The 24,484-nt window shown below is 61.5% G+C and carries 29 protein-coding genes and 2 pseudogenes; 14 read left to right on the top strand and 17 right to left on the bottom strand.

Annotated features, from left to right (window positions below):
- Positions 1-1,605: a CRTAC1 family protein gene (locus IP76_RS01480; protein ID WP_054156441.1), complete on the top strand. Its 1,605-nt coding sequence runs from the start codon at positions 1-3 to the stop codon at positions 1,603-1,605.
- Between the two features lie 333 nt (positions 1,606-1,938).
- On the opposite strand, the pseudogene IP76_RS23585 reads toward IP76_RS01480, so the two are convergent.
- The 5 genes and pseudogenes from IP76_RS23585 to IP76_RS01460 form a co-directional block, all read right to left on the bottom strand.
- Positions 1,939-2,079 (bottom strand): annotated as a pseudogene (locus IP76_RS23585) (YegP family protein); the annotation flags it as partial.
- Between the two features lie 54 nt (positions 2,080-2,133).
- Positions 2,134-2,304: pseudogene (locus IP76_RS23410) on the bottom strand (YegP family protein); the annotation flags it as partial.
- Between the two features lie 82 nt (positions 2,305-2,386).
- On the bottom strand, positions 2,387-2,686 hold the full coding sequence (locus tag IP76_RS01470) for a CcdB family protein (protein WP_054156386.1): 300 nt from the start codon (positions 2,684-2,686) through the stop codon (positions 2,387-2,389).
- A gap of 2 nt (positions 2,687-2,688) precedes the next feature.
- Complete coding sequence (locus IP76_RS01465) at positions 2,689-2,919, bottom strand: type II toxin-antitoxin system CcdA family antitoxin (protein WP_054156385.1); 231 nt, start codon at positions 2,917-2,919, stop codon at positions 2,689-2,691.
- Positions 2,920-3,032: 113 nt separating this feature from the next.
- Entirely contained in the window at positions 3,033-3,338 is a 306-nt protein-coding gene (locus IP76_RS01460) for a putative quinol monooxygenase (protein ID WP_054156384.1), read from the bottom strand.
- 99 nt (positions 3,339-3,437) lie between these two features.
- Here IP76_RS01460 and IP76_RS01455 point away from each other — a divergent pair, with 99 nt between their 5' ends.
- On the top strand, positions 3,438-3,794 hold the full coding sequence (locus tag IP76_RS01455) for a helix-turn-helix domain-containing protein (RefSeq protein WP_054156383.1): 357 nt from the start codon (positions 3,438-3,440) through the stop codon (positions 3,792-3,794).
- Here the strand turns inward: IP76_RS01455 and IP76_RS01450 are convergent.
- Positions 3,770-4,171 (bottom strand): helix-turn-helix domain-containing protein, encoded by a 402-nt coding sequence (locus IP76_RS01450; RefSeq protein ID WP_054156382.1) that lies wholly within the window; start codon positions 4,169-4,171, stop codon positions 3,770-3,772. The two genes, IP76_RS01455 and IP76_RS01450, sit on opposite strands and share 25 nt — an antisense overlap.
- Positions 4,172-4,242: 71 nt before the next feature.
- Here IP76_RS01450 and IP76_RS01445 point away from each other — a divergent pair, with 71 nt between their 5' ends.
- Positions 4,243-5,055, top strand: a complete 813-nt coding sequence (locus IP76_RS01445; protein ID WP_054156381.1) for an NAD(P)H-binding protein — start codon at positions 4,243-4,245, stop codon at positions 5,053-5,055.
- 48 nt (positions 5,056-5,103) lie between these two features.
- On the opposite strand, the gene lepA is transcribed toward IP76_RS01445, so the two are convergent.
- The 3 genes from lepA to IP76_RS01430 all read right to left on the bottom strand — a co-directional run bounded on the left by lepA (position 5,104) and on the right by IP76_RS01430 (position 8,464).
- Complete coding sequence (lepA, locus tag IP76_RS01440; protein ID WP_054156380.1) at positions 5,104-6,924, bottom strand: translation elongation factor 4; 1,821 nt, start codon at positions 6,922-6,924, stop codon at positions 5,104-5,106.
- Positions 6,925-6,998: 74 nt separating this feature from the next.
- Positions 6,999-7,874: a carbon-nitrogen hydrolase family protein gene (locus IP76_RS01435; RefSeq protein ID WP_054156379.1), complete on the bottom strand. Its 876-nt coding sequence runs from the start codon at positions 7,872-7,874 to the stop codon at positions 6,999-7,001.
- Entirely contained in the window at positions 7,871-8,464 is a 594-nt protein-coding gene (locus IP76_RS01430) for a GNAT family N-acetyltransferase (RefSeq protein WP_054156378.1), read from the bottom strand. Before IP76_RS01430 ends, IP76_RS01435 begins: the two co-directional genes overlap by 4 nt.
- Before the next feature lie 81 nt (positions 8,465-8,545).
- On the opposite strand from IP76_RS01430, the gene IP76_RS01425 reads away from it, so the two are divergent.
- Positions 8,546-8,950 carry a ketosteroid isomerase-related protein gene (locus IP76_RS01425; RefSeq protein WP_054156377.1) on the top strand — a complete coding sequence of 135 codons (405 nt, stop codon included), beginning with the start codon at positions 8,546-8,548 and terminating at the stop codon, positions 8,948-8,950.
- Positions 8,951-9,048: 98 nt separating this feature from the next.
- Here IP76_RS01425 and IP76_RS01420 read toward each other — a convergent pair whose 3' ends face one another.
- Positions 9,049-9,279 (bottom strand): DUF2171 domain-containing protein, encoded by a 231-nt coding sequence (locus tag IP76_RS01420; protein ID WP_054156376.1) that lies wholly within the window; start codon positions 9,277-9,279, stop codon positions 9,049-9,051.
- A gap of 172 nt (positions 9,280-9,451) precedes the next feature.
- Here IP76_RS01420 and IP76_RS01415 point away from each other — a divergent pair, with 172 nt between their 5' ends.
- On the top strand, positions 9,452-11,143 hold the full coding sequence (locus tag IP76_RS01415) for an FAD/NAD(P)-binding protein (RefSeq protein WP_054156375.1): 1,692 nt from the start codon (positions 9,452-9,454) through the stop codon (positions 11,141-11,143).
- On the opposite strand, the gene IP76_RS01410 is transcribed toward IP76_RS01415, so the two are convergent.
- A complete protein-coding gene (locus IP76_RS01410) occupies positions 11,128-11,874 on the bottom strand; it encodes an MOSC domain-containing protein (RefSeq protein ID WP_054156374.1) in 747 nt (248 codons plus the stop codon). The genes IP76_RS01415 and IP76_RS01410 overlap by 16 nt on opposite strands.
- A 122-nt stretch (positions 11,875-11,996) precedes the next feature.
- Here IP76_RS01410 and IP76_RS01405 point away from each other — a divergent pair, with 122 nt between their 5' ends.
- The 4 genes from IP76_RS01405 (at position 11,997) to IP76_RS01390 (ending at position 14,779) form a co-directional block, all read left to right on the top strand.
- Positions 11,997-12,569: a helix-turn-helix domain-containing protein gene (locus IP76_RS01405; protein WP_054156373.1), complete on the top strand. Its 573-nt coding sequence runs from the start codon at positions 11,997-11,999 to the stop codon at positions 12,567-12,569.
- 31 nt (positions 12,570-12,600) lie between these two features.
- Positions 12,601-13,137 carry a GNAT family N-acetyltransferase gene (locus IP76_RS01400; protein ID WP_054156372.1) on the top strand — a complete coding sequence of 179 codons (537 nt, stop codon included), beginning with the start codon at positions 12,601-12,603 and terminating at the stop codon, positions 13,135-13,137.
- Between the two features lie 122 nt (positions 13,138-13,259).
- Positions 13,260-13,616: a hypothetical protein gene (locus IP76_RS01395; protein ID WP_054156371.1), complete on the top strand. Its 357-nt coding sequence runs from the start codon at positions 13,260-13,262 to the stop codon at positions 13,614-13,616.
- Positions 13,617-13,750: 134 nt separating this feature from the next.
- The gene (locus IP76_RS01390; RefSeq protein WP_054156370.1) at positions 13,751-14,779 is read left to right on the top strand and encodes a histone deacetylase family protein; all 1,029 of its coding nucleotides are present in this window, start codon (positions 13,751-13,753) and stop codon (positions 14,777-14,779) included.
- A gap of 56 nt (positions 14,780-14,835) precedes the next feature.
- Here the strand turns inward: IP76_RS01390 and IP76_RS01385 are convergent, their stop codons facing one another.
- From IP76_RS01385 to IP76_RS01370, 4 genes are all read right to left on the bottom strand, one after another.
- Positions 14,836-15,681, bottom strand: a complete 846-nt coding sequence (locus IP76_RS01385; RefSeq protein ID WP_197278293.1) for a class I SAM-dependent methyltransferase — start codon at positions 15,679-15,681, stop codon at positions 14,836-14,838.
- 96 nt (positions 15,682-15,777) lie between these two features.
- On the bottom strand, positions 15,778-16,467 hold the full coding sequence (locus IP76_RS01380; RefSeq protein ID WP_054156369.1) for a helix-turn-helix domain-containing protein: 690 nt from the start codon (positions 16,465-16,467) through the stop codon (positions 15,778-15,780).
- A gap of 123 nt (positions 16,468-16,590) precedes the next feature.
- Positions 16,591-17,688: a TRAP transporter substrate-binding protein gene (locus tag IP76_RS01375; protein WP_054156368.1), complete on the bottom strand. Its 1,098-nt coding sequence runs from the start codon at positions 17,686-17,688 to the stop codon at positions 16,591-16,593.
- A gap of 166 nt (positions 17,689-17,854) precedes the next feature.
- Positions 17,855-18,325 carry a group III truncated hemoglobin gene (locus IP76_RS01370; RefSeq protein WP_054156367.1) on the bottom strand — a complete coding sequence of 157 codons (471 nt, stop codon included), beginning with the start codon at positions 18,323-18,325 and terminating at the stop codon, positions 17,855-17,857.
- Positions 18,326-18,453: 128 nt separating this feature from the next.
- Between IP76_RS01370 and mbfA the strand changes: the two genes are divergently transcribed.
- On the top strand, positions 18,454-19,437 hold the full coding sequence (gene mbfA, locus IP76_RS01365; protein ID WP_054156366.1) for an iron exporter MbfA: 984 nt from the start codon (positions 18,454-18,456) through the stop codon (positions 19,435-19,437).
- Between the two features lie 90 nt (positions 19,438-19,527).
- On the top strand, positions 19,528-20,715 hold the full coding sequence (locus tag IP76_RS01360) for an MFS transporter (protein ID WP_054156365.1): 1,188 nt from the start codon (positions 19,528-19,530) through the stop codon (positions 20,713-20,715).
- Between the two features lie 15 nt (positions 20,716-20,730).
- Here IP76_RS01360 and IP76_RS01355 read toward each other — a convergent pair whose 3' ends face one another.
- The gene (locus IP76_RS01355; protein ID WP_054156364.1) at positions 20,731-21,348 is read right to left on the bottom strand and encodes a transglutaminase-like cysteine peptidase; all 618 of its coding nucleotides are present in this window, start codon (positions 21,346-21,348) and stop codon (positions 20,731-20,733) included.
- 192 nt (positions 21,349-21,540) lie between these two features.
- Positions 21,541-22,332: a carboxylesterase gene (locus IP76_RS01350; RefSeq protein WP_054156439.1), complete on the bottom strand. Its 792-nt coding sequence runs from the start codon at positions 22,330-22,332 to the stop codon at positions 21,541-21,543.
- A gap of 177 nt (positions 22,333-22,509) precedes the next feature.
- On the opposite strand from IP76_RS01350, the gene infC reads away from it, so the two are divergent.
- The 3 genes from infC to IP76_RS01335 all read left to right on the top strand — a co-directional run bounded on the left by infC (position 22,510) and on the right by IP76_RS01335 (position 24,481).
- Positions 22,510-23,046 (top strand): translation initiation factor IF-3, encoded by a 537-nt coding sequence (gene infC, locus IP76_RS01345; RefSeq protein ID WP_156318440.1) that lies wholly within the window; start codon positions 22,510-22,512, stop codon positions 23,044-23,046.
- 188 nt (positions 23,047-23,234) lie between these two features.
- The gene (locus IP76_RS23010; protein WP_054156363.1) at positions 23,235-23,810 is read left to right on the top strand and encodes a hypothetical protein; all 576 of its coding nucleotides are present in this window, start codon (positions 23,235-23,237) and stop codon (positions 23,808-23,810) included.
- A 146-nt stretch (positions 23,811-23,956) separates the two neighbouring features.
- Complete coding sequence (locus tag IP76_RS01335; RefSeq protein WP_054156362.1) at positions 23,957-24,481, top strand: PepSY domain-containing protein; 525 nt, start codon at positions 23,957-23,959, stop codon at positions 24,479-24,481.
- Positions 24,482-24,484: the final 3 nt, after the last annotated feature.

The raw sequence follows: 24,484 nt of genomic DNA, 5'->3' as shown, positions 1-24,484 counted from the left end.
ATGTGCAACCTTCGCGTCTTGATCGCCTCCGCTCTGCTCGCCGGCTCCGCCTTGGCCAATGATGCGCCTCTTTTGCCAAAGTTTGCCGATGAAACCACATCCAGCGGCATTGTCAGTACCTATCGCGGCGACTGGGAGTTCATGGTCGGCGGCGGTGCCGGCAGCTTCGACTGCAATGCGGATGGCTTCCCCGACCTCGTTCTGGCGGGTGGCGAGGACAAGGCGAAATTCTATCGCAACCGCAGCACATCCGCCGGTCCGCTAAAATTCGAGGAGCAGGTCTCCGGCCTCGAACTCGACAAGGTGATCGGCGCCTATCCGCTCGATATCGACGGCGACGGTAAACAGGATGTCGTCCTCCTGCGCTCCGGCGAAAATGTCGTGATGCGCGGCCTGGGCGAATGCCGCTTCGAACGCGCCAACGAGGCCTGGGCCTTCGACGGTGGCGATGCCTGGTCCACCGCCTTTTCCGCCACGTTCGAGCTGGGCAGCGCCTGGCCAACGCTTGCAGTTGGCAATTACATTGACCGTTTCGAGGACTTCGAACCCTGGGGCTCCTGCACCGACAACTGGCTGCACCGCCCGGCCGCAAGCGGTGAACCTCGCTTTGCACCGCCCTTGCCGCTCACCCCGTCTTTCTGCCCCTTGTCCATCCTCTTCACCGACTGGAACCGCTCCGGCACGCCGTCGCTGCGCGTTTCCAATGACCGGGAGTATTACAAGGGCGGGCAGGAGCAGATGTGGAAAGTTCTGCCCGGCAAGGCGCCCGAACTCTTCAGCCAGGCCGAAGGCTGGCGCTACCTGCGGATCTGGGGCATGGGCATCGCCTCCCACGACCTCGATTTCGACGGTTACCCGGAGTATTTTCTCACCAGCATGGCCGACAACAAGCTGCAGAAGCTGGCCGAAATCCCGGCTGAGGGCCAGCCGAAGCCGTCCTATGCCGATATCGCCTTCGCCAAAGGGGCAACAGCCCATCGACCCTATATCGGTGGCGAGATCCGCCCCTCGACGGCCTGGCACACCGATTTCGAGGACGTCAACAACGACGGCCGCAGCGATCTCTTCATTGCCAAGGGCAATGTCGCCAAGATGCCGGACTTTGCTGAAAAGGACCCGAACAATCTTCTGGTCCAGGGCGCGGATGGCAAGTTCGTCGAGATGGGCGACAAGGCCGGCATCGCCTCGACCGCCACCGGTCGGGGCGGCGCGCTTGCCGATTTCAATCTTGATGGCCGGATTGACCTTCTCGTGGTGAACCAGGGTTCACCCGTCGAGATCTGGCGCAACACGACCGAGGCCGCCGGCCACTTTCTCCAGATTGCGCTCCGCCAGGACGGCGCCAACCGCGACGCCGTCGGCGCCTGGATCGAGGTGAAAACCGGCGACGTCATCCAGCGCCGTGAAGTGACGATCGGCGGCGGCCATGCCAGCGGCAAGACCGGCTGGTGGCATTTTGGGCTGGGGTCTGTGGGTGAAACGGAGTTGCGTGTGCTCTGGCCGGATGGCGCGGCGGGTGAATGGCAGACGGTCAAGGCCGACGGGTTTTATGTGGTGGAGCCGGGCAAGGTGCCGAGGCCCTGGAGGTCGGGCGAGGGGTTGTGAGACATGCGCGAGTGTCCATCTGCCCCTAGCGGGGGAGAAAGCGGTTTCGATGAATTGGGCCAGCGCGAGCGGTCTAGACCTCAGAAATCGCAAGTGAGGGGCTGTTATGTCGTGGCAACGGAACCGATCCCCTCACCCGCAAAAATCTGGAGTTTAGCCCTGATCGGGCTCAAGCCTTCTCACCGCCCTCGCACGACGATGTGCTCAGGGCTACGTTTGATGATATCGATTCACTCGATCGATTACTGGCCTTCGGCCACCGCTCCAAAGCCTCTCCCACAAGAGGAGAGGGAGCACGCGATCTGGATCGGCATGGGTTAAGAAGACCGAGGCCTATTCCACCTCTTCGACCGGGGCTTCCGCCACACGCTTCTGCAGCGATTCGATGCAGTTCCTGGCGCTCGACTTTGACTTATAGGTTTCAGAGCGCACCATGATCTCGCTATTGGCGGCGCGGAAGCGGATGAAGGTTTCGCCGTTTTTCGCTGCGTCGATCTCGAAGCGATAGCCGCTGCCGGTTTCCTCTTTGGTGAGATCGACGACCGCGGCTGACGGAACATTCTTCTTCAGCGATTCGACGCAATTCTTCGCGCTCGCCTTCGAAGCGTAGTTTTCCGACCAGACCATGACTTCGGCATTGTAAACGAACTGGACGCGGAACTCGCCCTTCTCGGTCTTCAGGATCTTGAACTTGTGCATGCCCGTCTCCCTGTTGTCAGGCCTATCGGCTTATGATTGCATTCAAATGCTAGCCTGGGGCAAAACTATGAGCAAGCTGGGCTTAAAAACCCTGGAAGAGGAAATCGGTCGCAGCGGTAATCTCGTCGGCCTTGTGGGAGAGGTTGGCGATGGAGGGGCCGATTTCGGAGGCTGGGACAGTACTGATGAACTGGGTCAGCATGGCGAAGCCCTCGCCGTCGACCGTGAAGCGTGGATTAAGGTGCGGGATCTGTGTCGCGACATCCCCAAGAGGGGCAAGAGGCACGACCACGCGGGTTGTCAGAGCATCAAGCAGATTGGATTGCACATCGAGTGCGAGGCTTCCGTCGTTCCCGATCCGGTGAACGTGAAAGCGGGTCATGTTCAAAACGTACGGTATTTGGCGAGCGGAAGGCCATGTTTGGCGACATAGTCGTTGGACGCCCGGATCGCCTCGGCGTTCTCGATTTTCCAGCGCCGTTCCTTCTCGGCCTTGATGGCCCGGGCAATGCCGTCGGCTGCGGCGCGCGAGAGATCAAGCTCTAGCTCGCGCGCTTCCTGCAGCAATCCTTCATCGATCTCGATGCCATTTTGGCTGCGCAATGTCTGTCCCATGGGTTGCTCCGGCTATCGCTGAGAGCGCTGATTATGCGCCAGAAGGCACCGCTTTGGAAGCCTGGCCGGTGGCTCAATGGCTTCGGCTCCAAGGGCAGCCTGAGGTGGGGGCTCTATCGCTGCCACTGCACATCGGTCGTCTCATAATGCCGCATCTCCGCGATTTCGCCGATGAAGGGCCTGATGGCAGCGAGGAAGGGTGGGAAATGTGGCCCCTTGCGAAAGCCCTGCAGATGATCATCCGTCGAGGTCCACAGGATGCGCAGCGTCAGGCTCGACGGTTCTTCCACGCAGTGCGAGAGTTCATAACCGAGGCATTGCGGTGCGGCCTGTAGCTGAAGGCCGGCCTGCCGATAGGCGGTGATGAGGTCGTGTGGCTGATGCTGCTTGAGTTCGTATCGGATATATTCGACGATCATGGGTGGCTCCTCCTCAGGTCTGCACCCCATGGTGGCAGAGTGCGGCGTGGGGGCAAGAGCTTACCCAAAGGTAAGTACCGATTCCGGGAGGAGGATGTGATGGCCATCGACAAGATCCGGGATTGCCCTGTCATGGAGACGATCAAGGTGATCGGCGGCAAGTGGAAACCGCGCATCCTCTGGCACCTGCGCGCTGGCCCAGCAACCTTCGGCGATCTGCGCCGTGTGGTCGGCATTTCCGAAAAGGTCCTGCATGAAAACCTGCTGGCGCTGGCCCGCGATGACATCGTTTCCCGCACGCCGGTGAAGGAGGGTGACATGGTCTATGTCGAGTATGACTACACCGATTATGGCCGATCACTGGTGCCGGTGCTGAATGCCATGGGCGGCTGGGGCTTGATCCATGCCGGACAGGCCAAGGTGGCGGTTGATCAGGAGCGCGGTCGCGCGTCATAGGCATCCCGCGCGGCCAGGATGTCGGCCTTGTTTGCCCGCGACCATGTGACGAGACTGGCGGCAATCCGGGCAAAATCCATGCCCGTCCTGCTCAGCGAATAGGTCACGGATGGCGGGTTGGTGGGCTCGACATGGCGGTTGACCAGGCCGTCGCGTTCCAGCCGGCGCAGTGTCAGGGTCAGCATGCGTTGTGTGACGCCTGACAGTGCGCGCTCGATTTCGCGGTAGCGGCGCGGACCGCGTGAGAGTTCGGCAATCGTCATGACCGTCCACTTTTCGCCGAGGCGATCCAGCGTAAGACGCAGGCCGCAATCCTCATGATCGGGCGCTCCGCAAGGTTCGAGGGTTTCGATCTCGGGCTGTCTTGCGGCGAACATCAATGTGCCTCCTTACGTCGTTCCGGTGGTCGCCATAAATAGATGCGCCCGCAACGAAAAGGACGCAACCCATGATACTGCTCACTGGAGGCTCCGGCCAACTCTCCACCCTCGTCGCGGAGGGAGCCAAAGACGCCGGTCTCGACATCCGCATTGGCACTCGCTCGGCAAATGAGACTGACCGCAGTCGACGCCGGGTCGATTTCGACGATCCGCAAACGCTCCGCTTCAGCGATATCGGCACGCTCTTCATGATCTCCGCTGGCTACGCGGAGGATGATGTCGTGATCCGCCGGCATGATGCGGCAATAGCGGCTGCTGTCCGCGATGGCGTGCGGCATGTCGTCTATACGAGCCTCAGCGGAACGGGGGACCACCTCGCATTTTCGCTCGCCCATCGCTGGACCGAGAACCGGCTCAAGGACAGCGGCCTTGCCTGGACCATTCTGCGCAATGGCCTTTATGCCGAGCTGATCGGCGCGCTGGCCACCCCGGTCGATGGGGTGATCCGGGCGCCTTTCGGCACGGGGCGGATGTCGCCCGTGGCGAGGAGAGACCTGGCCGATGCCGCTGTGACGGTTCTGAAGGACCCACCCGCCCATGCGGGCAGGGCCTATGAGCTATCGGGGGCAGACGCCTGGAGTGTTGCCGATCTGGCAGATGCGCTTGGTGTCACCTACCGGCCATCGAGCCTCGAAGAGGCGCGTGCATCCCTGAAAGGGGCGCCGCTTGAACCCTTCCAGCCGCCAATGCTGATGTCGATCTATTCGAGTGCCGCCGCCGGATTTCTGCAGGCGAGCCACACGGACCTTTCGGCCCTGATCTCCGCGAAACCGCGGCCGACATTGCCGATCGCCTTAGAGGCCGCACGGGCGGCGAAATGAGGAGGCCGAGGCGGGAGCCTTGCGAGAGGCTCCCGATATTTACTCGTCTTACTCGTCGCTCATCTTCAGCGCGGCGATAAAGGCTTCCTGCGGGATCTCGACCTTGCCGAACTGGCGCATGCGCTTCTTGCCGGCCTTCTGCTTGTCGAGAAGCTTGCGCTTGCGCGATGCGTCGCCGCCGTAGCACTTGGCGGTCACGTCCTTGCGCATCGCCGAGATCGTTTCGCGGGCGATCACGTTGCCGCCGATCGCGGCCTGGATCGGGATCTTGAACATGTGACGCGGGATCAGGTCCTTGAGCTTCTCGCACATGTCGCGGCCGCGCTTTTCGGCGGCCGAACGGTGAACCAGCATGGAGAGTGCATCGACCGGCTCGCCATTGACCATGATCGACATCTTCACGAGGTTGCCTTCGCGATAGGCGTCGAGATGATAGTCGAAGGAGGCGTAACCCTTGGAGATCGACTTCAGGCGGTCATAGAAGTCGAAGACGACTTCGTTGAGCGGCAGCTGATAGGTCAGCATGGCGCGCTTGCCCACGTAAGTGAGTTCGGTCTGGATGCCACGACGGTCCTGGCAGAGCTTCAGGATGCCGCCGAGATAATCGTCCGGCGTCAGGATCGTTGCCTTGATCCACGGCTCGTGGATTTCGTTGATCCGCACCACGTCCGGCATATCGGCCGGGTTGTGCAGCTCGCGCTCCGTGCCGTCTGTCATGAACAGCTTGTAGACGACCGAAGGGGCGGTTGCGATCAGGTCGAGATCGAATTCGCGCTCGAGACGCTCCTGGATGATTTCGAGATGGAGCAGCCCGAGGAAGCCGCAGCGGAAGCCGAAGCCAAGCGCGGCAGAGGATTCCATTTCAAACGAGAAGGAAGCGTCGTTCAGGCGCAGCTTGCCCATGGCGGCGCGCAGGTCTTCGAAGTCGGCAGCGTCAACCGGGAAGAGGCCGCAGAACACGACCGGCTGAGCCGGCTTGAAGCCTGGCAGCATGTTGGCGGTCGGGCGCTTGTCTTCGGTGATGGTATCGCCGACGCGGGTGTCGGCCACTTCCTTGATCGAACCGGTGAAGAAGCCGATTTCGCCCGGGCCAAGGCTGTCGACCGAAACCATCTTCGGGGTCAGCACGCCGACGCGCTCGATCGTGTACTTGGCATCCGTGCCCATCATGCGGATGACCTGGCCCTTGGACAAGACGCCATCCAGCACGCGGACGAGAACCATGACGCCAAGATAGGTGTCGTACCAGCTGTCGACGAGCAGCGCCTTCAAGGGAGCCTTATCGCCGCCTTCGCTCTTCGGCGCCGGCAGCTTGTGCACGATGGCTTCGAGAACGTCGGGAATGCCAAGGCCAGTCTTGGCCGAGATCAGGACGGCCTCAGACGCATCGATGCCGATGACTTCCTCGATCTGTTCCTTGATGCGCTCGGGCTCGGCGGCCGGCAGGTCGACCTTGTTGAGGACGGTGACCAGCTCGTGATTGTTGTCGATCGCCTGGTAGACGTTGGCGAGCGTCTGGGCTTCCACGCCCTGGGAGGCGTCAACGACGAGCAGCGAGCCTTCGCAGGCCGACAGCGAGCGCGAGACCTCATAGGCGAAGTCGACATGGCCGGGTGTGTCGATCAGGTTCAGCACATAGGTTTCGCCATTGTTGGCCTTGTAGTGCAGACGCACTGTCTGGGCCTTGATGGTGATGCCGCGTTCCTTCTCGATGTCCATATTGTCGAGGACCTGTTCCGACATCTCGCGGTCGGCAAGGCCGCCGGTCGACTGGATCAGACGGTCGGCGAGGGTGGACTTGCCATGGTCGATATGCGCGACGATGGAAAAGTTGCGGATATGGTCGAGGGGCGTGCGATCGGTGCTCATGGCCGCGCATATAGCAGTGACCAACCGCGACGCCTAGCGGGAATTTGTCGCGACGGGCCGCAAATCCGGGCATTTCAGCCGAGAAACTGCTCCGGCCAGTCGCGGCGGGTCGCGACCTGTCCTTCAGTCCTGAGCCGTGCGACGCCGGCCATGTCGATCTCGGTGATCAGCCAGTGGCTTTCCTCGACCGAATCGCTGTCGCTTTCGGCAAAGATGCCCGTGGGCGGCATGCCGTAGTCCGGCGGAACGTAAAGGGCGGCGCGGCCGCGGTTTTCGTCCATGGCGGGCGACCAGGGCGCGGTGCCGGCGGTGGGTGAGGCGAGCACGGCGATCTGGTTTTCCAGCGCGCGCGCCTGGGCGCCGATGCGAACGCGGTAGGCGCCGGCCAGCGTGTCGGTGCAGGACGGCGCGAGGATGAGGTCGGCGCCCTGTTCGGCCAGGGTATGGGCGAGCATCGGGAATTCATTGTCGTAGCAGATCAGGATGCCGAGTTTGCCGAGCGGTGTGTCAAAGGCCTTCAGCCCGTCGACAGCGCCGCCGATGCCCCATTGCTCGCGCTCGAAGCGGGTCATGATGATCTTGTCCTGATGCCCGATCAGGCCGTCGGGTCCGAACAGGAAGGCACGGTTCCGGTAGAGGCCATCCGGATCGAGCACCGGTGCGGAGCCTGGCTGGAAAACGATGGAGTGGGTCCGGGCGAGCTCCTCGCAGAGTTCGACCCAGGCCGGGATCAGCGACTGGATGCCGGCAATCGAGCCATGCAGGTCGGAGCGGGTGTCCTGATCGAGCTGGCCGGCAAGCACGAGGCCTGCATATTCCGGCAAGAGCAGAAGTTTCGCACCCTGGTCCACCGCTTCGCGCACCAGGCCCGTCAGGTGGAGGACGTAAGCCTCCCAGCTCTCGGTCAGCTCTATTTTATACTGGCAGGCGGCAAGCGTGATGGCGGTCATGATCTCAGGTCCCGGATCCAGAATGAGAGGGGCTTCGGGCTTTCGCTGACATCGTCGAGATCCCGCCACGAGAAGGTCGTGACAAGCTCGGGATGATGGGTATAGCCACGCTTGGCCCAGAAGGCATTCAGCGGCACATAATCTGCCGGGCGGCGCGGATGAGTGTCCGGGCGCTCGACGGCGCAGAAGGTGGCGTAGCTGAGGCCGAGCTTGCGGGCCTGCGCCTCGCGCCCCTCGAAGAATTTCACCCCGATGCCCTGGCCGCGATAGGCGGAGAGCAGAACGCTTTCGCCGAAATAGAAATAGTCGGCCGGATCGCGGCCACTGGCGAGGAAGGGGGCTTTGACCTCATCGGTCTCGCCCGCCATCGGCGTTCCGGTGGCCACACCGACCACCGCCTCGCCGTCGCGGGCGATCACGAAGACCGAACCCGGCGAGCGCGCATAGGTGGCAAGATAGGTCTGCTCATAGGCAGGATTGGCTTCGTAGAGATAGGGAAAATCGCGAAAGACGGTGGCGCGCAGGCGTGCGAGGTCGTCGAAGAAAGGAACGGCGTCGCTGCCGGAAAAGGATTGAATGGTAAGGGTCATAGAGTGTTTTCAGTCCGTTGCCGAGCGGTTATACCCTCGGGCGAGACATCACGAAAGCCGTTCCATGCCAGGGAGTGATCCATGACTTCAGCCACCGACACCATCCGCGCCTATTACGATGCCTTCAATGCCGGCGACATGGACCGCTTCCTTTCGCTTCTGACGGAGGATGTCGCCCATGATATCAACCAGGGCGAACGCCAGGTGGGCAAGGCAGCTTTCGCAAAATTCATGGATCACATGAACCGCTGCTACAAGGAAGAGCTCACCGAAATGGTGGTGATGGCGACCGAGGACGGCACGCGGGGTGCGGCCGAATTCATCGTCAATGGCACCTATCTCGCGACCGATGAAGGCCTGCCGGAAGCCAATGGTCAGACCTATCGCCTGCCGGCCGGTGCCTTCTTCGAACTGAAGGACGGCAAAGTTGCCCGCATTTCCAACTATTACAGCCTGCCCGACTGGATCGCCCAGGTCGGCGGCTGAGGGCGACGGCCTCTCTGCCAACAGTCAAAAGCCGCCACGCCCGGGGGCGTGGCGGCTTTTTTCATGACGGCGGTAACTTCCCGTACTCATGCAGAGCGTCAGTTGACCGACCAGTCGCGCTTCACCTCGTCGACATTCTTCGACAGGTGGACATGCTGGTCGATATGGTCAATCCAGTCGAGCGGGATGTAGTGATGCTGGCCATCTTGAGAGTCCTTGCGCGTCAGCTTGATGCGGCTCTGGCCGTCCATGTGGTCGACTGTGCCGACATGCGCGCCGTCAGCGTCGCGAACTTCCATATGCTCACGGATCTGGTCTGCAGAAATCATCGGGTCATCCTCCTGTTTCGTGGTTGCGATGCCAAACTAAGCGTTCAGCCGGGCGATTGTTCCCGCAAAAATCGATCCTGGCCTGGGGTTGGCGGCGGGAACATCCAGCGGTCACGCGCATTGACCCGCACCTGCGTGACGAGATCCCTCGCGCGCCTGAGCGAGATCACACATGCTTCCCAGAATTGCGATCATTGGGACCGGTCCGACCGGCCTCTATACCTTCAAGCAGCTTGTCGCCTCGACGGTGCCGCTGTCGCTCACCCTCTATGAAGCGGAAGGCGAGCCGGGCAAGGGCACGCCCTACCATCCCGACGTCAACGATCCGGCGATGCTGTCGAACATTCCGAGCATCGAGCTTCCGGCCTTCACCGAAACGCTGGTCGGCTGGCTACGGCGCCAGACCGATGCGCGGCTGATGGAGCTGGGCGTCATGCGTGATGCCATTGACGATCGGGAATTCTATCCGCGTGTCGTGCTTGGCGACTACATGCAGGAGCAGTTCGACAGGCTCTGCGAAACGGCCCGTGCCAATGGGCACGATCTGAGTGTGCTTGCCCGGCATAAGGTGATCGACATTGAATTGCAGCCCGAGCAGATCCGGCTGCGGGTGGAGAATGCCGACGGCCAGTCGGATGCGCTGTTCGATCACGTGGTCATGGCGACGGGTCACAACTGGCCTGACACCACGGAGGTCCGGCCCGGCTACTTCGTGTCGCCCTGGCCGGCGGCGTCTTTGAAGACGGTGCGCAATGAGCGCGTCGGCATCCTTGGAACCTCGCTCAGCGGCATTGATGCCCTGATGACGGTCGCGACCGCGCATGGCATGTTCTATGCCGATGCGAACGGCGACCTTCAGTATCAGCCGGCCGAGGGCACGGAAGATTTCCACGCAACGATGATGTCGCGCAAGGGGCTTCTGCCGGAGGCGGATTTCTATTGTCCGCTGCCATACATGACCCCGAGGATCTGCACGGAGGAGGCGATCGACGCGCTGATCGCGAGCGGTCGCCATGACCTGCTGGACGATGTCTTCGATCTCTTTCGCCGCGAGATCGTAGCGGCCGACCCCGATTATGCAGCACGCATCGGCCTGTCACAGCTGACCGTCGAGACCTTTGCCGCGGCCTACTACCGCGACCGGGTCGAATCCGATCCTTTTGTCTGGGCCGCACGCAATCTGGCGGAAACCGAAGAAAACCGGATCCGGCAGCATACGGTGCCGTGGCGCTACGCCATCCTGATCACCCATGAAATCGTCGCCCGGGTCATTCCCCATCTGGATGAGCAGGACCTCAAGCGCTTCCATCGCCACTTCAAGGGCATCTTCATCGATGACTATGCGACGGTGCCGCTGACCTCGATCCGTCGCCTGCTGGCGCTTTCGCGGGTTGGAAAGCTCGATATTCTGAAGCTCGGTGAGGATTATAAAATCTGGACCGCCGAAGACGGGCTTGATCGGGGTGCCGAAGTGACCGTTGCGGGCAAGGCCTATCGTTTTGGTGCTTTTATCGATGCGACGGGACAGGAAACTCTGTCGGCGACGGACTTGCCCTTTCCAACGCTGGTTGCGCAGGGTGGCGTCAAGCTGTCCGAGACCCCGGTTGCCGGCACGCTCCGCGAGACAGACCGCGCGCTGGACACGGTCCGGACCGGCGGCATCGATGTCGATGAACAGTATCGGCCGAAAACGACGAGCTCGATGAGCAACCGGCTCTATTGCGCGGCCATCGCCTTCCTCTTGCACAAGGAACCCTTCGTGCAGGGGATCACCAGTGCTCGGGATATTGGCGAGACCGTCGGAAATGCGATCCTTGCCGATGTCATGGAAAGCGAAACGCGCCTGTTTCAGATCCCGGCATAGACGGGATCACCGACGGCAAGGGTTACAGCCTCCTCGACGCCGGCATAGACGCCGAGATTGCGGGCATTGTGCCGCATGATGCCGCGCAGGATCTCCGGCTGTTCGTTCATTCCGGGCTGGGCAATCATCGTCATGCCGCAGCGGCGGGAGGCTTCGGTTACCCGTACCTTGGCCGCGCCAATGCGAATGCTGCTGCCGACCCACGCGTTTTCGACAAATCCGCTTTCCGTCTCCTCCGTCTCGATCAGCACCGAGGGGCGAAAGCGTTGCGCATCCAGAGGGGGCAGGCCGGCGATGACGGAAAGCCGTGTCAGCGAGGCGGTCGTGACCAGATGCAAGGGGGCGGGCGTATAGCGGTTGGAGACCACAGGAAAGCGCATATCGGCGCCATCGGCCAGTCCACCATAGGCGCCGATATGAGCGGCAAAGCCGAAGTGATCGAGTAGGCGTTGATCGAGATGGGCGTCGTCGAGCCAGTGAAGGGAGCCATCGGGGAAACGCAGCTGTGGCAGGTGGGCTGTTTCGCCGCGCATCGCCTGAAGAAAGAGGGCAGGGCGCCAGCGCGGGTCCCGTTCAGGGGCTGCGGACAGGCCGGTTAGCGGATCAAACAGGGCAAAGCGGCGGTCGCCCTCGATGCCGGCTGGGGAAACGGAGAGTGCATCCAGTCGCTGACCGCCGACAGAACTGACGGGATAGCGCCAGATTTCCTTCACATGACCGATTCTGCGCATAGCATTCCCTTCAGATGTCGTCCGTCACTTTAAGCCGCCATGGCTCTTTCTGTTCCGTCTTTCGGCGAGTCGGAGATGGATCAAGCCTTGACTCCATCATAAGAACGATAAATTCTATTATCATGGAAGTTGGTAATGAATTCGAAAAGACGGTCGGCGAACGGATCCGGGCGCTACGCATCCGCCGGGGGCTGACACTGGACGGGCTGGCGGAGGTCTCGGGCGTCAGCCGGGCCATGATATCGCGCATCGAACGCGCCGAAGCGAGCCCGACGGCAGCCCTTCTGGCACGGCTATGCGCCGCGCTCGGCGTCTCGCTGTCGGTTTTCTTCTCAAGCGATGAGGAGGAGGGTGGACCGCTCGCTCGCCGCCGTGATCAGCCGGTCTGGCGCGATCCGGAAAGCGGTTATCTGCGCCGCGCCGTGTCGCCGGCCGGAACCGGCAGTGGAACCGATATCATCGAAATCGACTTTCCAGCCCGTGCCGAAGTCCGCTTTCCCGGCCACCTCTCCGGACGCAGTCAGACCCAGCATGTCTGGGTTTTCGACGGCACCATCGAACTGGAAGTCGGCGATGGCGTCCACCGGCTCGAAGCCGGTGATTGCCTCTTCATGAATGTCGCTGACGTCAAAGCCTATCGCAACCCAACCGATCGCCCCGCGCGCTATGCCGTTGTCATTGCGCTCGGCCCCTGAAATTCATCCATTGGATATGCCGCACAGGACCATGCCCATGCCTGATATTCGCCTGCTCTCTGAGACTGAAGCCCTGGAAAACCTGGAGGCGCTCAAGGATGTGCTTGCTGATTGCGTCGAGGACAATGCCTCTGTCGGCTTCATGCCGCCCTTGCAGCCAGCCGATGGCGAGGCCTTCTGGCGCGGTGTGGCGGGTGGTGTGCGTCGAGGGGAGGTCTTGCTCTACGGCGCCTTCGTCGATGACCGGCTCGTTGGCACGGTGCAGGTGGGGTTTGCCCAGAAGCCGAACCAGCCACATCGCGGTGACCTGATGAAACTTCTCGTCCATCGCAAGGCCCGCGGCCTTGGTCTCTCGAAGGCCCTGATGGCGGCAGCGGAGGCCGGTGCGAAGGAGGCGGGCCGTTGGCTGCTGGTGCTCGACACGGCAAGGGGCGAGCTGGCTGAAAGCCTTTACGAGAAGCTCGGCTGGCAGCGTTCGGGCATCATTCCAGACTATGCCCTCTTTCCCGATGGTCGCTATTGCGACACCGTGGTTTTCTACAAGCGCCTTGACGCGGCCCCGGCCTGAAGACGTCAGAACCGCGCCCAAAAAACGTCCGTGCCGAACACTTTCCATCTTCTCGCGATATGCTAACTCATCCCCAAGAGGTGCGAGGCAGGCTCGCACATGAGAAGAGGCGGGGGAATCTCATGGCGCTGAAACGTTTTGTCATTTTGACCAGTCTTCTTGTGGCCGCACCGGCCATGGCCGCAGACGTGACCTTCGTGATGCGCAACGATCATCCGAACGCCGTCGAGGTTGAGCTCTACAGCCAGGACCGCGACTATGTGTGGCCGGGCAACAACCAGGTCTTCTATCTCAATGATGGCGAAACCAAGCAGATCCCGCTGTCCTGCGAAGAGGGCGAGAAGATCTGCTATGGCGCCTGGATCGAAGGCGACAAGCAGACCTATTGGGGCGTGGGTCCGGAGAATGCCGAGACCTGCGAAGACTGCTGCTACACCTGCGAAGGTGGCCAGACCGAGCAGATCAATCTGAAAGAATAGCCAAGTTCGGCGGGGGCCGGGGGTAAGGGGCGGCTTTTCTGGTCAAGCGACCAGAAAAGCCGCCTTTTTCGTCTTGTCCGATGCTGCGCGTCGGGGCTACCTTCGCCTCAAGGACAAATGAGGGTGAGCCGAACATGCGCGTATTTTATTCCGAAAAACACAAGCTTCGCGATGCCAAGACGGAGCTGCATGGCGGCCTGCTGGTCAAGCCCTTCGAGGGGCCGTTCCGCGCCGAATGGGTGTTGGCGGGTGTCCAGGAAGCCGGGTTCACGGATGTGCATGCGCCAGCCGACCACGGTCTTGAAACGGCACTGAAGGTGCATGACGCCGGCTATCTCGACTTCCTGCGCACGTGCTGGGACCGTTGGGAGGCCCATGGGTTCGAAGGCGAGGCCATTCCCACTTCCTTTCCCTGTCGCCGCAGTCAGACGGCGCGCGTGCCCAAGAATATCGACGGGGCGCTCGGCTATTACACGAATTCGGCGGAAACCGCGATTTCCAAGGGCACCTACGAGGCCGCGATCGCCTCGATGGATGTGGCGCTGTCGGGGGCCGACTGGCTGAATGCGGGCAACCGCTTTGCCTTCTCGCTCTGCCGCCCGCCCGGCCATCATGCAGGCCGCGACCTCTTCGGCGGCTATTGCTTCGTCAACAATGCCGCTGTCGCCGCACAGAGCCTCCTCGATCAGGGTGCCAAGAAAGTCGCGATCCTGGATGTCGACTTCCACCACGGCAATGGCACCCAGGACATCACCTATCAGCGCGGCGACATCTTCTTTGCCTCGCTGCATGGCGAGCCGCAGGATGCCTTCCCCTATTTCCTGGGCTATGCCGATGAAACCGGTGAAGGCGAAGGCGAGGGCCTCAACGCCAATTATCCGCTGCCGCGCGGCACGCCCTGGGACGTCTGGGCCAAGGCGCTCGCCCACAGCCTGGAGCGCATCAGGGCCTATGGTGCTGAAGCCATCGTGGTTTCGCTAGGCGTCGATACCTTCGAGAAGGATCCGATCAGCTTCTTCAAGCTCAAATCCGACGACTATATCCGGATGGGCGAGATGATCGCCCAAAGCGGCATTCCGGTGCTGACCCTGCTGGAGGGCGGCTACGGCGTGCCCGAGATCGGGCTCAACGTGGCCAACATGCTGAAGGGTCTGGAAGCCTGAGCTTTGCGCCGTGTTGATTGGGAGGCCCCGCTGCCGAGCGGTGCCTCCGCTTGGCCTCAAGCCTTGGTCACGATGACCTCGAGATAGTCGCTCGGCACGACCATGGTCCCGTCGGTTGCCCGGTTGAACCGGGTGATCAGCGCCAGGAGTTCTTGCGCCAGGGCTGACTGGCCGTCTTCCGGCAAGGCGGCGAAAGCCTTGTGCACGGGGCCATACCAGGTGCGGAATACTTCCAACCAATGGGCGGGTGAACGATAGCGGAAAGTGAAGGCCTTGTGCTGCGCAGTGATTTCGCGGGCGTTTGGAAACAGGATCTCAAGGTGGGCCTCTGTTCCCCACAAAGCCGGAGAGCGTGCGCCGGGCGGTGGCGGTAAATGCTGGCCGATGGTGCGGAATAACTGGCCGATAAAGCCATCCGGGGTCCAGTTGGCCATGCCGATGCGGCCTGCCGGACGGCAGACGCGCACCATCTCCCGGGCGGCCTGATCCTGGTTCGGCGTAAACATGACGCCGAAGGTGGACACGACCACGTCGAAGGTTTCGTCTTCGAAGGGCAGGGCCTCGGCATCGGCCGTCTGAAAGGCAACCTTCAAGCCTTCCGCCTCGGCGCGAGCGCGGCCGCGCTCAAGGAGCGCTGGGACATAATCGGTCGAGGTGACCACGGCAAAGCGGCGGGCGGCCGCGAGCGTCGCATTGCCATTGCCGGCGGCGACATCGAGCACGCGCTCGCCGGATCGCAGGTCGAGCGCCTCGCAGAGCGTTTCGCCGACGATCTGCAAGGTTGTGCCGACAACGGCATAGTTGCCCGATGCCCAGGCACCCTGCTGGCGGGTTTTCAACGCGACCAGGTCGGGTATGGGAGCCGCGGCAACGGGCGCTGGGGTCATGGCTACAGTCTGCATGGTCTTTCTCCTTCTGTTGGAAGGAGGAGTGTTGCGGCTGGGTCTATCCGGCGCCAGTGTAGGAACTGTAGTGCTGCCGGTACAGAAAAAGGACCGTCAGAGCGGTGCTGTGGCATAAGAGCTGCGCACCATCCAGGAGCCGATCGTGGCTGCCATCGACGGATCGCCAACCAGGGTGATCTTGTTGCGCGCGATTTCGGCGCCGAGGCTCGAAAGCCCGATCCATGCGGATGTCAGAGCCTTGAGATCGGCTGTCACGAAGAGATCGACGTCGTGTCCGGGATCGGAGGAGCAGAGATCGACGGGATTGCCCGGCTTGCACAAGAGCCAGTAGCTCTGCTCGTCGCGCGGCAGTTCCGGATAGATGAAGCAGATGACGCTGCGACGCGAAGCGGGCAGGGATGCCGGATTGATCTTCCGGCGCATGTTCCACATCAACAGGCGGGCATCGAGCTTTTCCAGCGTCACGTCCGCATCGATGTTGCGATGCGCCCATTGGCCGAGCGCCCGCACGATCGGCTCCAGCTCGTCCGCCACCGCGGTGGTTCGGTAATTGATCTCGCCCGTCTCGGGATGCTTCAGGCGAACCACAAGGCCGCGATGCTCCATTTCGCGCAGTCGCTTCGACATCAATGTCGGCGACATACCAGGCACGCCGCGACGGATCTCGTTGAACCGGGTCGAACCGGACCACATTTCCGAAAGCAGCAGCAGGGTCCAGCGGGGTTCCAGCACCTCGCAGGCCTTGGCCACCGGACAGAACTGATTGTACCCGTCACTCACCATGATGGTCTCCAGCCTCCATCATGCGCCGCTGTGACCGTGGACGTCCAGTACAGATAGTGTAACGAACGAAAACGCCCCGACCTTTGGCCGGGGCGTCGCTGGCGTCGCGTTATGGCAAAGACGTCAGAGCGTGCCCTGACGCTGCTGGATCATCTGATAGGTATCGAAGCTGTATTCGGCGACCTGGGACCAGAGATAGGCGTCCTGCTTGAAAGCCTGCTGGCTGTCATAGAGCTTCTTGAACCACTCGTTCTTTGCCGAGAGATCCGCATAGGTCTCCTTCGCGGCCTTGTGGCAGACGTCGAGGATGTCGGAGGAGAAGGCGCGCAGCTGTGCGCCACCGGCAACGAGTTCGCGAAGGGCAGCCGCGTTCGAGGCGTCGTAGCGGGCGAGCATGCGGGCGTTGGCCGCAGCACAGGCATCGGTCAGGATGCGCCTGTAGCTCTCCGGCAGCGAGTTGAATTTTTCCAGGTTGAAGAAGGCATGCACGACCGGACCGCCTTCCCACCATGCCGGGTAGTAGTAGTACGGCGCGACCTTGTAGAAGCCGAGCTTCAGGTCGTCATAGGGGCCGACGAATTCGGTGGCGTCGATTGTGCCCTTTTCCAGCGCCGGATAGACGTCCGAACCTGCGATCTGCTGCGGCGTGACGCCGACCTTCTGCATGATTTCGCCGGCCAGGCCCGCGATGCGCATCTTCAGGCCCTTGAGGTCGTCGATCGTCTTGATTTCCTTGCGATACCAGCCGCCCATCTGGGCACCGGTATTGCCGGCCGGCAGCGCATACAGCTTGTGGCCTGCGAGGAATTCGTTGAGCAGATCATTGCCGCCAGCGGCGGTCAGCCAGGAGTTGGTCATACGGGCATTGAGGCCAAAGGGAACGGCCGTGCCGAGCGCAAACGCCGGGTCCTTGCCGATATAGTAGTATGAGCAGGTATGTCCCATTTCGATCGTGTTTTCGCCGACCGCGTCCGCGACCTGCAGCGGCGGTACAATTTCGCCGGCGGCATAGACCTGGATTTCGAATTGGCCACCGGTTGCCTTGGACACGCTTTCGGCAATATCGGTCGCAGCCCCGAAGATGATATCGAGGCTCTTCGGGAAGGACGAGGCGAGGCGCCAGGTGATCTTGGGATTTTCCTGGGCGATGGCAGGGGCTGCGAGCGCAGCGGCTCCGACGCCGGCAATCCCGGCTTTCTGGAAGAATTGACGGCGATTCATGATGTTCTTGCCTTGATCTGTCGTGACATAATCTCCCCCGCTCCCGCCGGCGGGTCTAAAGACACGCGCCTTGGAGCGCAAGGCCGCTTGGCTTGTTTTTTGTTGTCCGAAAAGACGTTTTCACTTGCGATTTGTTGCGCTGGGGAAGCTTGCTGCGCAACGATGCTTACCGGCTGCTCTTCAAGGAGGGATCATCCAGGGCGGGATTGTAGAAGAGGGCGAGAACGAGACTTTTGGCAATGCGCTCGGCGCTGGTCAGGAACCAGGCATGCGCCGCCTCGCTTGCACCGACCTCCGACAAGGTGTCGGAAAAGAGTTGCAACCACTCCAGGAAGAGCCCTTCCGCCATGCCGTCCACGCCATGATGCGCCTGAACCGGTTTGCCGCCATAAGCGCCGGTCTTGAAGGCGACAGAGCCCCAGAAGGCCTTCATCTTGACCATGTGATCTGGCCAGCGGCCCGCAAGGCGCCCCTCAAAAACCGGGCCAAGCGAGGCATGCTGGCGGATATGCCCGTAAAAGGTCTCAACCAACAGGTCGATAAATGCGGGGTCGACCCCCATGGCGGCCATGTCCGCAGCGGCACGTGCGGTAATCTCCGCCCGATGGGCAGCGCGGCCGGTCATTTCCGTTGTCATGTCAAATCGCCTCGTGAACGCTGGGCAAACGTCTCATGCCGCCTCTGTCGCAAATGGTCCATGCGGCATCTTGATCCAAACCGCAATCGGATCTATCTTTAGAATAATTCTAAATTGGATATTTGTGGATGTTCGGTCTTTCCCTTTCTGGCGCCAAGCGCGACTTCGACAGCCTCAGCGAGCAGGAAATGCTGGGTCTCGCCATCTCCTCCGAAGAGGATGATGCGCGCATCTATCTCGCCTATGCCGACCAGTTGCGCTCAACGGCGCCGCAATCGGCCAAGGTCTTCGAGGATATGGCGGAGGTCGAGCATGCCCATCGCAACATGCTGATCGACATGCACCGTGAGCATTTCGGCGAACGCATCCCGCTGATCCGTCGCGAACATGTGCGCGGATTCTACGAGCGCAAGCCGGATTGGCTGCGCAAGAACCTGACACTCGACCAAATCCGGACGGAAGCCGAAGCGATGGAGCAGGGCGCCTATCGCTTCTATATCGCGGCCGCCCAGCGAACCTCGGATGCCGGCATTCGCAAGCTGCTCGGAGATCTGGCTCTGGCCGAACAGGGCCATGAGCAGGTCGCGGGTATGGTGACCGAAAAACACCTGTCCGAGGATGCGAAGTCCGAAGAGGATGAGGGCGTCAGACGGCAGTTCATCCTGACCTATGTCCAGCCCGGTCTGGCGGGTCTGATGGACGGCTCGGTTTCGACGCTCGCCCCGATCTTTGCGGCTGCCTTTGCCACCGGCGACACCTGGTCGACCTTTCTGATCGGCGTGTCCGCTTCCGTCGGTGCCGGCATTTCCATGGGCTTTACTGAAGCCGCCCATGACGATGGCAAGCTGTCGGGACGCGGTTCTCCCGTCAAGCGGGGCCTGGCCTCCGGCATCATGACGGCGCTCGGCGGTCTCGGCCACGCGCTGCCCTACCTGATCCCGCATTTCTGGACGGCGACGATCACTGCGGCGATCATCGTCTTCTTCGAGCTCTGGGCAATTGCCTTCATCCAGAACCGTTACATGGAGACGCCCTTCTGGCGGGCGGCTATGCAGGTGGTGCTCGGCGGTTCGCTGGTGCTGGCGGCGGGTGTGCTGATCGGGCAGGGTTAGCGCAGCGCCGTTTCTGTTTGCGGGTGCGCAGGCATGATCTGCTCATGCAGGCTTCACGAAGCTGCAATCTGAACCGCATAGAGGGGGAGCATGAAGTTTTCCCCCTCGACCATCGGCCTCGGCGTCACCATGACCATCGGTTATGGGACGCTCTATTACTCCTTCTCTGTGCTCGCCCCGGAAATTGCCCGGGAATTTGGCTGGGGCGAGAGCTTTGTCTTTGGCATCTTTTCCGCCGGCCTGCTGGCAGGCGCTGTCGTTGCATCGCCGCTTGGCAGGCTGGTCGATCATGTCGGTGCGCGGATCGTGCTGAGTCTCGGATCCTTGGCGGCGGCGGCGGTGCTGACCCTTCTGGGGTTGATGCAGAATGCCGGCCACTTCATGGTTCTGGCCGTGGCGGCCGAATGCATTGCGCTTGCCGTTCAGTACGAGGCCGGGTTTGCCGCCCTTGCCCAGATCCACGGACGAGAGGCGCGCGCGCACATCACCCTCGTCACCCTGATCGCGGGCTTTGCCTCCACCATCTATTGGCCGCTCTTGCAATGGCTGCTGACGCAGATCACCTGGCGCGAGATCTATTTCGCGCTGGCGGTGATGAATGTGGCAATCGCGCTGCCGATCCATCTCGCATTGCCGCAGAGGCGAACCGACCGCCAGGACGTATCCGGTCAAGTGGAAGCCGTCGCTGACAGCGTGCCCGACAATGGCCGGCAGGCGATGGTTCTGATGGCGGTCGCGTTTGCCGCCGGGGGCTTCGTGGTCTCGGCCGTTGGGGCAACCCTTTTGGTGCTGCTCGACAGTCTCGGCTACGAGGCGACGGTGGCCACGCTGGCGGGAAGCCTGATCGGCCCGAGCCAGGTCGCCGCGCGCCTGCTCGGCTATGTCCGCCGAAACCTCTTCTCGCCGCCTGTCACCGCCGTCGTTGCGGCAGCTGCCATGGCATTGGGCTTGACGCTTCTGCTCGGCGGCGCGCTGATGGGGCCATTGTCTGCCTTCGCCCTGTCCTTTGCGCTGTTTTACGGCGCCGGCCAGGGGCTGACGTCAATTGCGCGCGGCGTGCTGCCGCTGCACTACTTCGGCGCGGCCGGTTATGGACGGCGGACCGGCATCCTCGCCTCGGCGCGCATCGTTTTATCCGCCGTCGCGCCTGTCACGGTGATCTGGTTGAATGAGGTCTCGGGCGCGGTCGCAGCCATTGCCTGCATCCTCGTGGCTGCTTGCGTTTCTTTGGGCGCAATTGCCACCCTTGCGGCCGTGGCAAAGCCGGCCGCAAGGTGAGATGAGCGGCGCCTGTCAGCGCAGAGCGCCGACCAGAACGTCGGAGCTGCCGTTCTCGATGGTCACCCAGCGACCAGTATCGGTGCTCGACTGACGCTTGAGGAAAGTGTAGCGCGTTTCGGTCCACAGCTTCACGTCGTCGTTCAGGTTGTCGAGCACGAAGTCACCGGACTGCGTGCGAACGGTCAGCACGGCATGGCCTTCGCCATCGGGCTTGCGAACAACGGTGATCAAGAGATCGGCAAGAGAGAAACCGGCCTCGACCAGCTTCTTGCGCTTGAGAAGCGCGAAATCTTCGCAGTCACCGGCCAGCACGGGGTAGGTCCAGAACTCTTCCTTGCCGTGGATTTCGAGATCAGTCATCGGGATGATGCTGCTGTTGACCTCGTTGTTGATCCGGTGAAGCATCTTCCAGCCATGCTCGGTGACCTTGGGTGGCATGCTGGAACGGGTGCGGATGGCGCACTCGTCCTGATAGGACTGGCAGAACTCGTAGTGACCAATCGGCTGCGATGTCACGTGGCCCGTGATCATCGACAGCGGTGCACTCGATGCGGAAAAGCCAGCACTGGCTGGAGCCAAAACCGCAGCGGCAACCACGAGCGCCATGATGGCGCGTGACCCGTTCTTCATGAACCTGTCCCCTCGTATCCTTAACAAAACGTTAAGGTGGACAGGCGATGCAAGTCAACGGCAGCAATGAGTCTCACCGCTGCAATTCCCGCAGTATGGTTAAAATGCGACACTTCTAACGAGGGGCCTGTGGTTCGCCTCTCAACCTGACGGGAAAACCCTGACATTCTTAGGGTTTAGGTGGCCGGAGACCTAAATCAGTGACAGAATTGCGGCCCGCATGCGGTCAATATCTTCCGGCCGTGACAGGCGATGGTCGCCATCGCGGATCAGGGTCAGCACCACGTTATCGAGCGGAAGGAACTCCATCAGCTTCAACGCATGGCTATGCGGCACGTCAGGATCCTTCATGCCCTGAAGGATATGCACTGGGCAGCCCGTCTCGATGAGGTCGGTCAAGACCCTGTTCTGCCGACCATCCTCGATCAGTGCCCGGGTGAAGATGTTCGGCTCGGAACTGTATTCGGACGGCTCTTCAAAATAGCCCCGGTCGGTCAGCGATTGCCGCTCGGCCTCTGTCAGATGCGGCTCGATGAGATCACTGGTGAAATCAGGGGCTGGAGCAATCAGGACAAGGCCTGTGACGCTGAAGCCGAGCGCGCGACGACGGGCCTCCTGGATGACGCGCAGTGCGATCCATCCGCCCATCGACGAGCCGACGAGCACGACGCTTTTCTGACCGGAGGCGGAAATCACGGCGATGGCTTCTTCAGTCCAGCGCGAGATCGTGCCCTTGACAAACTCGCCGCCGGAGACGCCATGGCCAGAATAATCGAAGCGGATGGCGGACAATCCCTGTTCGCCGGCCAGCGCATCCATCTCGATCGCTTTCGTGCCCGACATGTCGGATCGGTAGCCGCCGAGCCAGACGAGGGCCGGCTTGTCCGCGTTGCCGATCCGCGTGATCGTGGCAATATCGCGGGCTTCTTCTGCTGCGCCGACAGTGATCGTCGTCTCGGCCAGGATGTTCGCGCTGTGGCTCATCTTTCGCTCCTTTGTGTCGCCGGTTGTAAAACACATTCGCCAGGACGCGGACAACAGGTGATTTTCTTTCGGAAGCGTGCTATTGACACTATCGCTGCAGATATCACATAGCCATGAAACGTGCGTGCGCGCGGGCTATCCGGCGGCATTCTGGTAATTTTTAAGGAGACCACGACCATTCGCAGACCGTTCAAGACCGATGCCCCCGTGAAGGACGGGCCGCGCTCCAACCGAGAAATCCGCATTCCGAAAGTCCAGCTGATCAATGAAGAGGGCTTGAACCTCGGTGTCGTGCCGACGGATCAGGCACTGCGCATGGCGGAAGAGGCCGGCCTGGATCTGGTCGAGATTTCTCCGAATGCGGAGCCTCCGGTCTGCAAGATCCTCGATCTCGGCAAGCTGAAATACGCCAACCAGAAGAAGGCGGCTGAAGCACGCAAGAAGCAGAAGATCGTCGAGGTCAAGGAAATCAAGATGCGCCCGAACATCGACACCCATGATTATGAGGTGAAGATGAAGGCGATGAACCGCTTCTTTGAAGAAGGTGACAAGGTCAAGGTGACCCTGAAGTTCCGTGGCCGCGAAATGGCGCACCAGGAACTCGGTATGAAGCTTCTGCTTCAGGTCAAGGAAGACACCCTGACCATTGCCAAGGTGGAAGCCGAGCCCAAGCTCGAAGGCCGTCAGATGATGATGGTGCTTGCACCCCGCTGAACCGACTGTTTCAGTCCGGTCCCGATCAAGCCGCCTTCGAGGCGGCTTTTTCATGCCCGCGATTCCCGTTTTTGCTGACAGAATGCTGACTGCCGCCAAAGCTGGTCTGTCAGGGGCTTTGAGGCATGATCACTCCATCGAAGGACTTCACGGAAGGACTTCACCAAGAGACCTGGAGGATCTGCACCATGACGACAGCATTGAGACGCGCCTTGCTCGTATCGAGCACCGCCCTGATAGCCCTTACCCTTGTTCCGGTTGCCGGCGACATGTTGCCTGGATCGCTGTCGGCTTATGTCGATCAGCAGGCGCAAGCCCGTGGCGGCGATGACGACGGTGATGACGGTGACGATGACAGCGGTGGTGGTAGTGGCGGCGGCGGCGGTCACGACAGCAGCGACGACGATAGCGACGATGATGACGATGACAGCTCGGGCCGCGATTCCGACGACGACGATGACGACGATAGCTCGGATGATGACGACGACGATGATAGCTCGGACGATTCCGATGATGACTATGACGACGCCTATGATGATAGCGACGATCGCAAGGGCCGCGGCCGTGGCGGTGATCGCGACGAAATCCGTCTGATCGTCAACGAAGGACAGCTGCAGGGGCTTTTGAGCGGCTCGATGATTCCCGTGGACCAGAATGGCAAGCGCCTCGGCTTCGAAGTTGAGGAAGAGCATGGCCAGAAGGAAATCAAGTTGCGCGCGCCGAAGGGCACCCTGACAGGGGTGACGGTCATTCCCGCTCCCTGACCCTTTACCGGGACGGCGAACCCGATCCGCCGCGGGTGCCCCCCGTCGTTCCGCCCCCGTCCGGCTCCGCCGGGCGGGGATGCTCTTTCTGAGTTGGCGGCGCAACCAACGCGCGCTAATGTGTCTTGTGGTGTTGAAGAGTGAATATGGACCGTCGTCTTTTCCTAGTGCTGCTGTTGAGCGCGACCTGCCTGGCCGGACCGGGCAGCGTGCCTGTCGCCATGGCGAAAGATGGAGAAGACGACGACAACGACAGCGACAGCGGCAAAGATAGCGACAACTCCGGCAGTTCCAACGACGACGATGATGATGATGGTGACGACGGGGGTGACAGCAGTGGCAGCGATGACGGGGATGATGACAGCGACGACGACGCGGAGGATGACGACGAGGACGACAGCAGCGGCAATGGCAGCGGTTCGTCTGGTCGCTCCGGCAGCGGGAAGGACCGCCAGCGGCTGCGCGAAGCCGTCGAGAACGGTCGTATCCTCCCGCTTCGCGAGATCCTGAAAAAGGTCGAGGCGATCGACTCCGGAAGGGTGATCTCCGTCGACTTGAATTTAAAGTCCGCAAAGCCCTACTATACCTTCAAGATGCAAAACGGTCCGCGTGTCAAAACCATCAAGCTCGATGCTTCGACGGGGCGGAAACTCAATCTGTTCGGATGGTGACGC

This window comes from Rhizobium sp. AAP43 (assembly GCF_001296045.1).
Classification (GTDB): Bacteria; Pseudomonadota; Alphaproteobacteria; order Rhizobiales; family Rhizobiaceae; genus Allorhizobium.
Note: the sequence above shows the minus strand (reverse complement) of the source record. Positions and strands in the feature narration are given on the sequence as shown.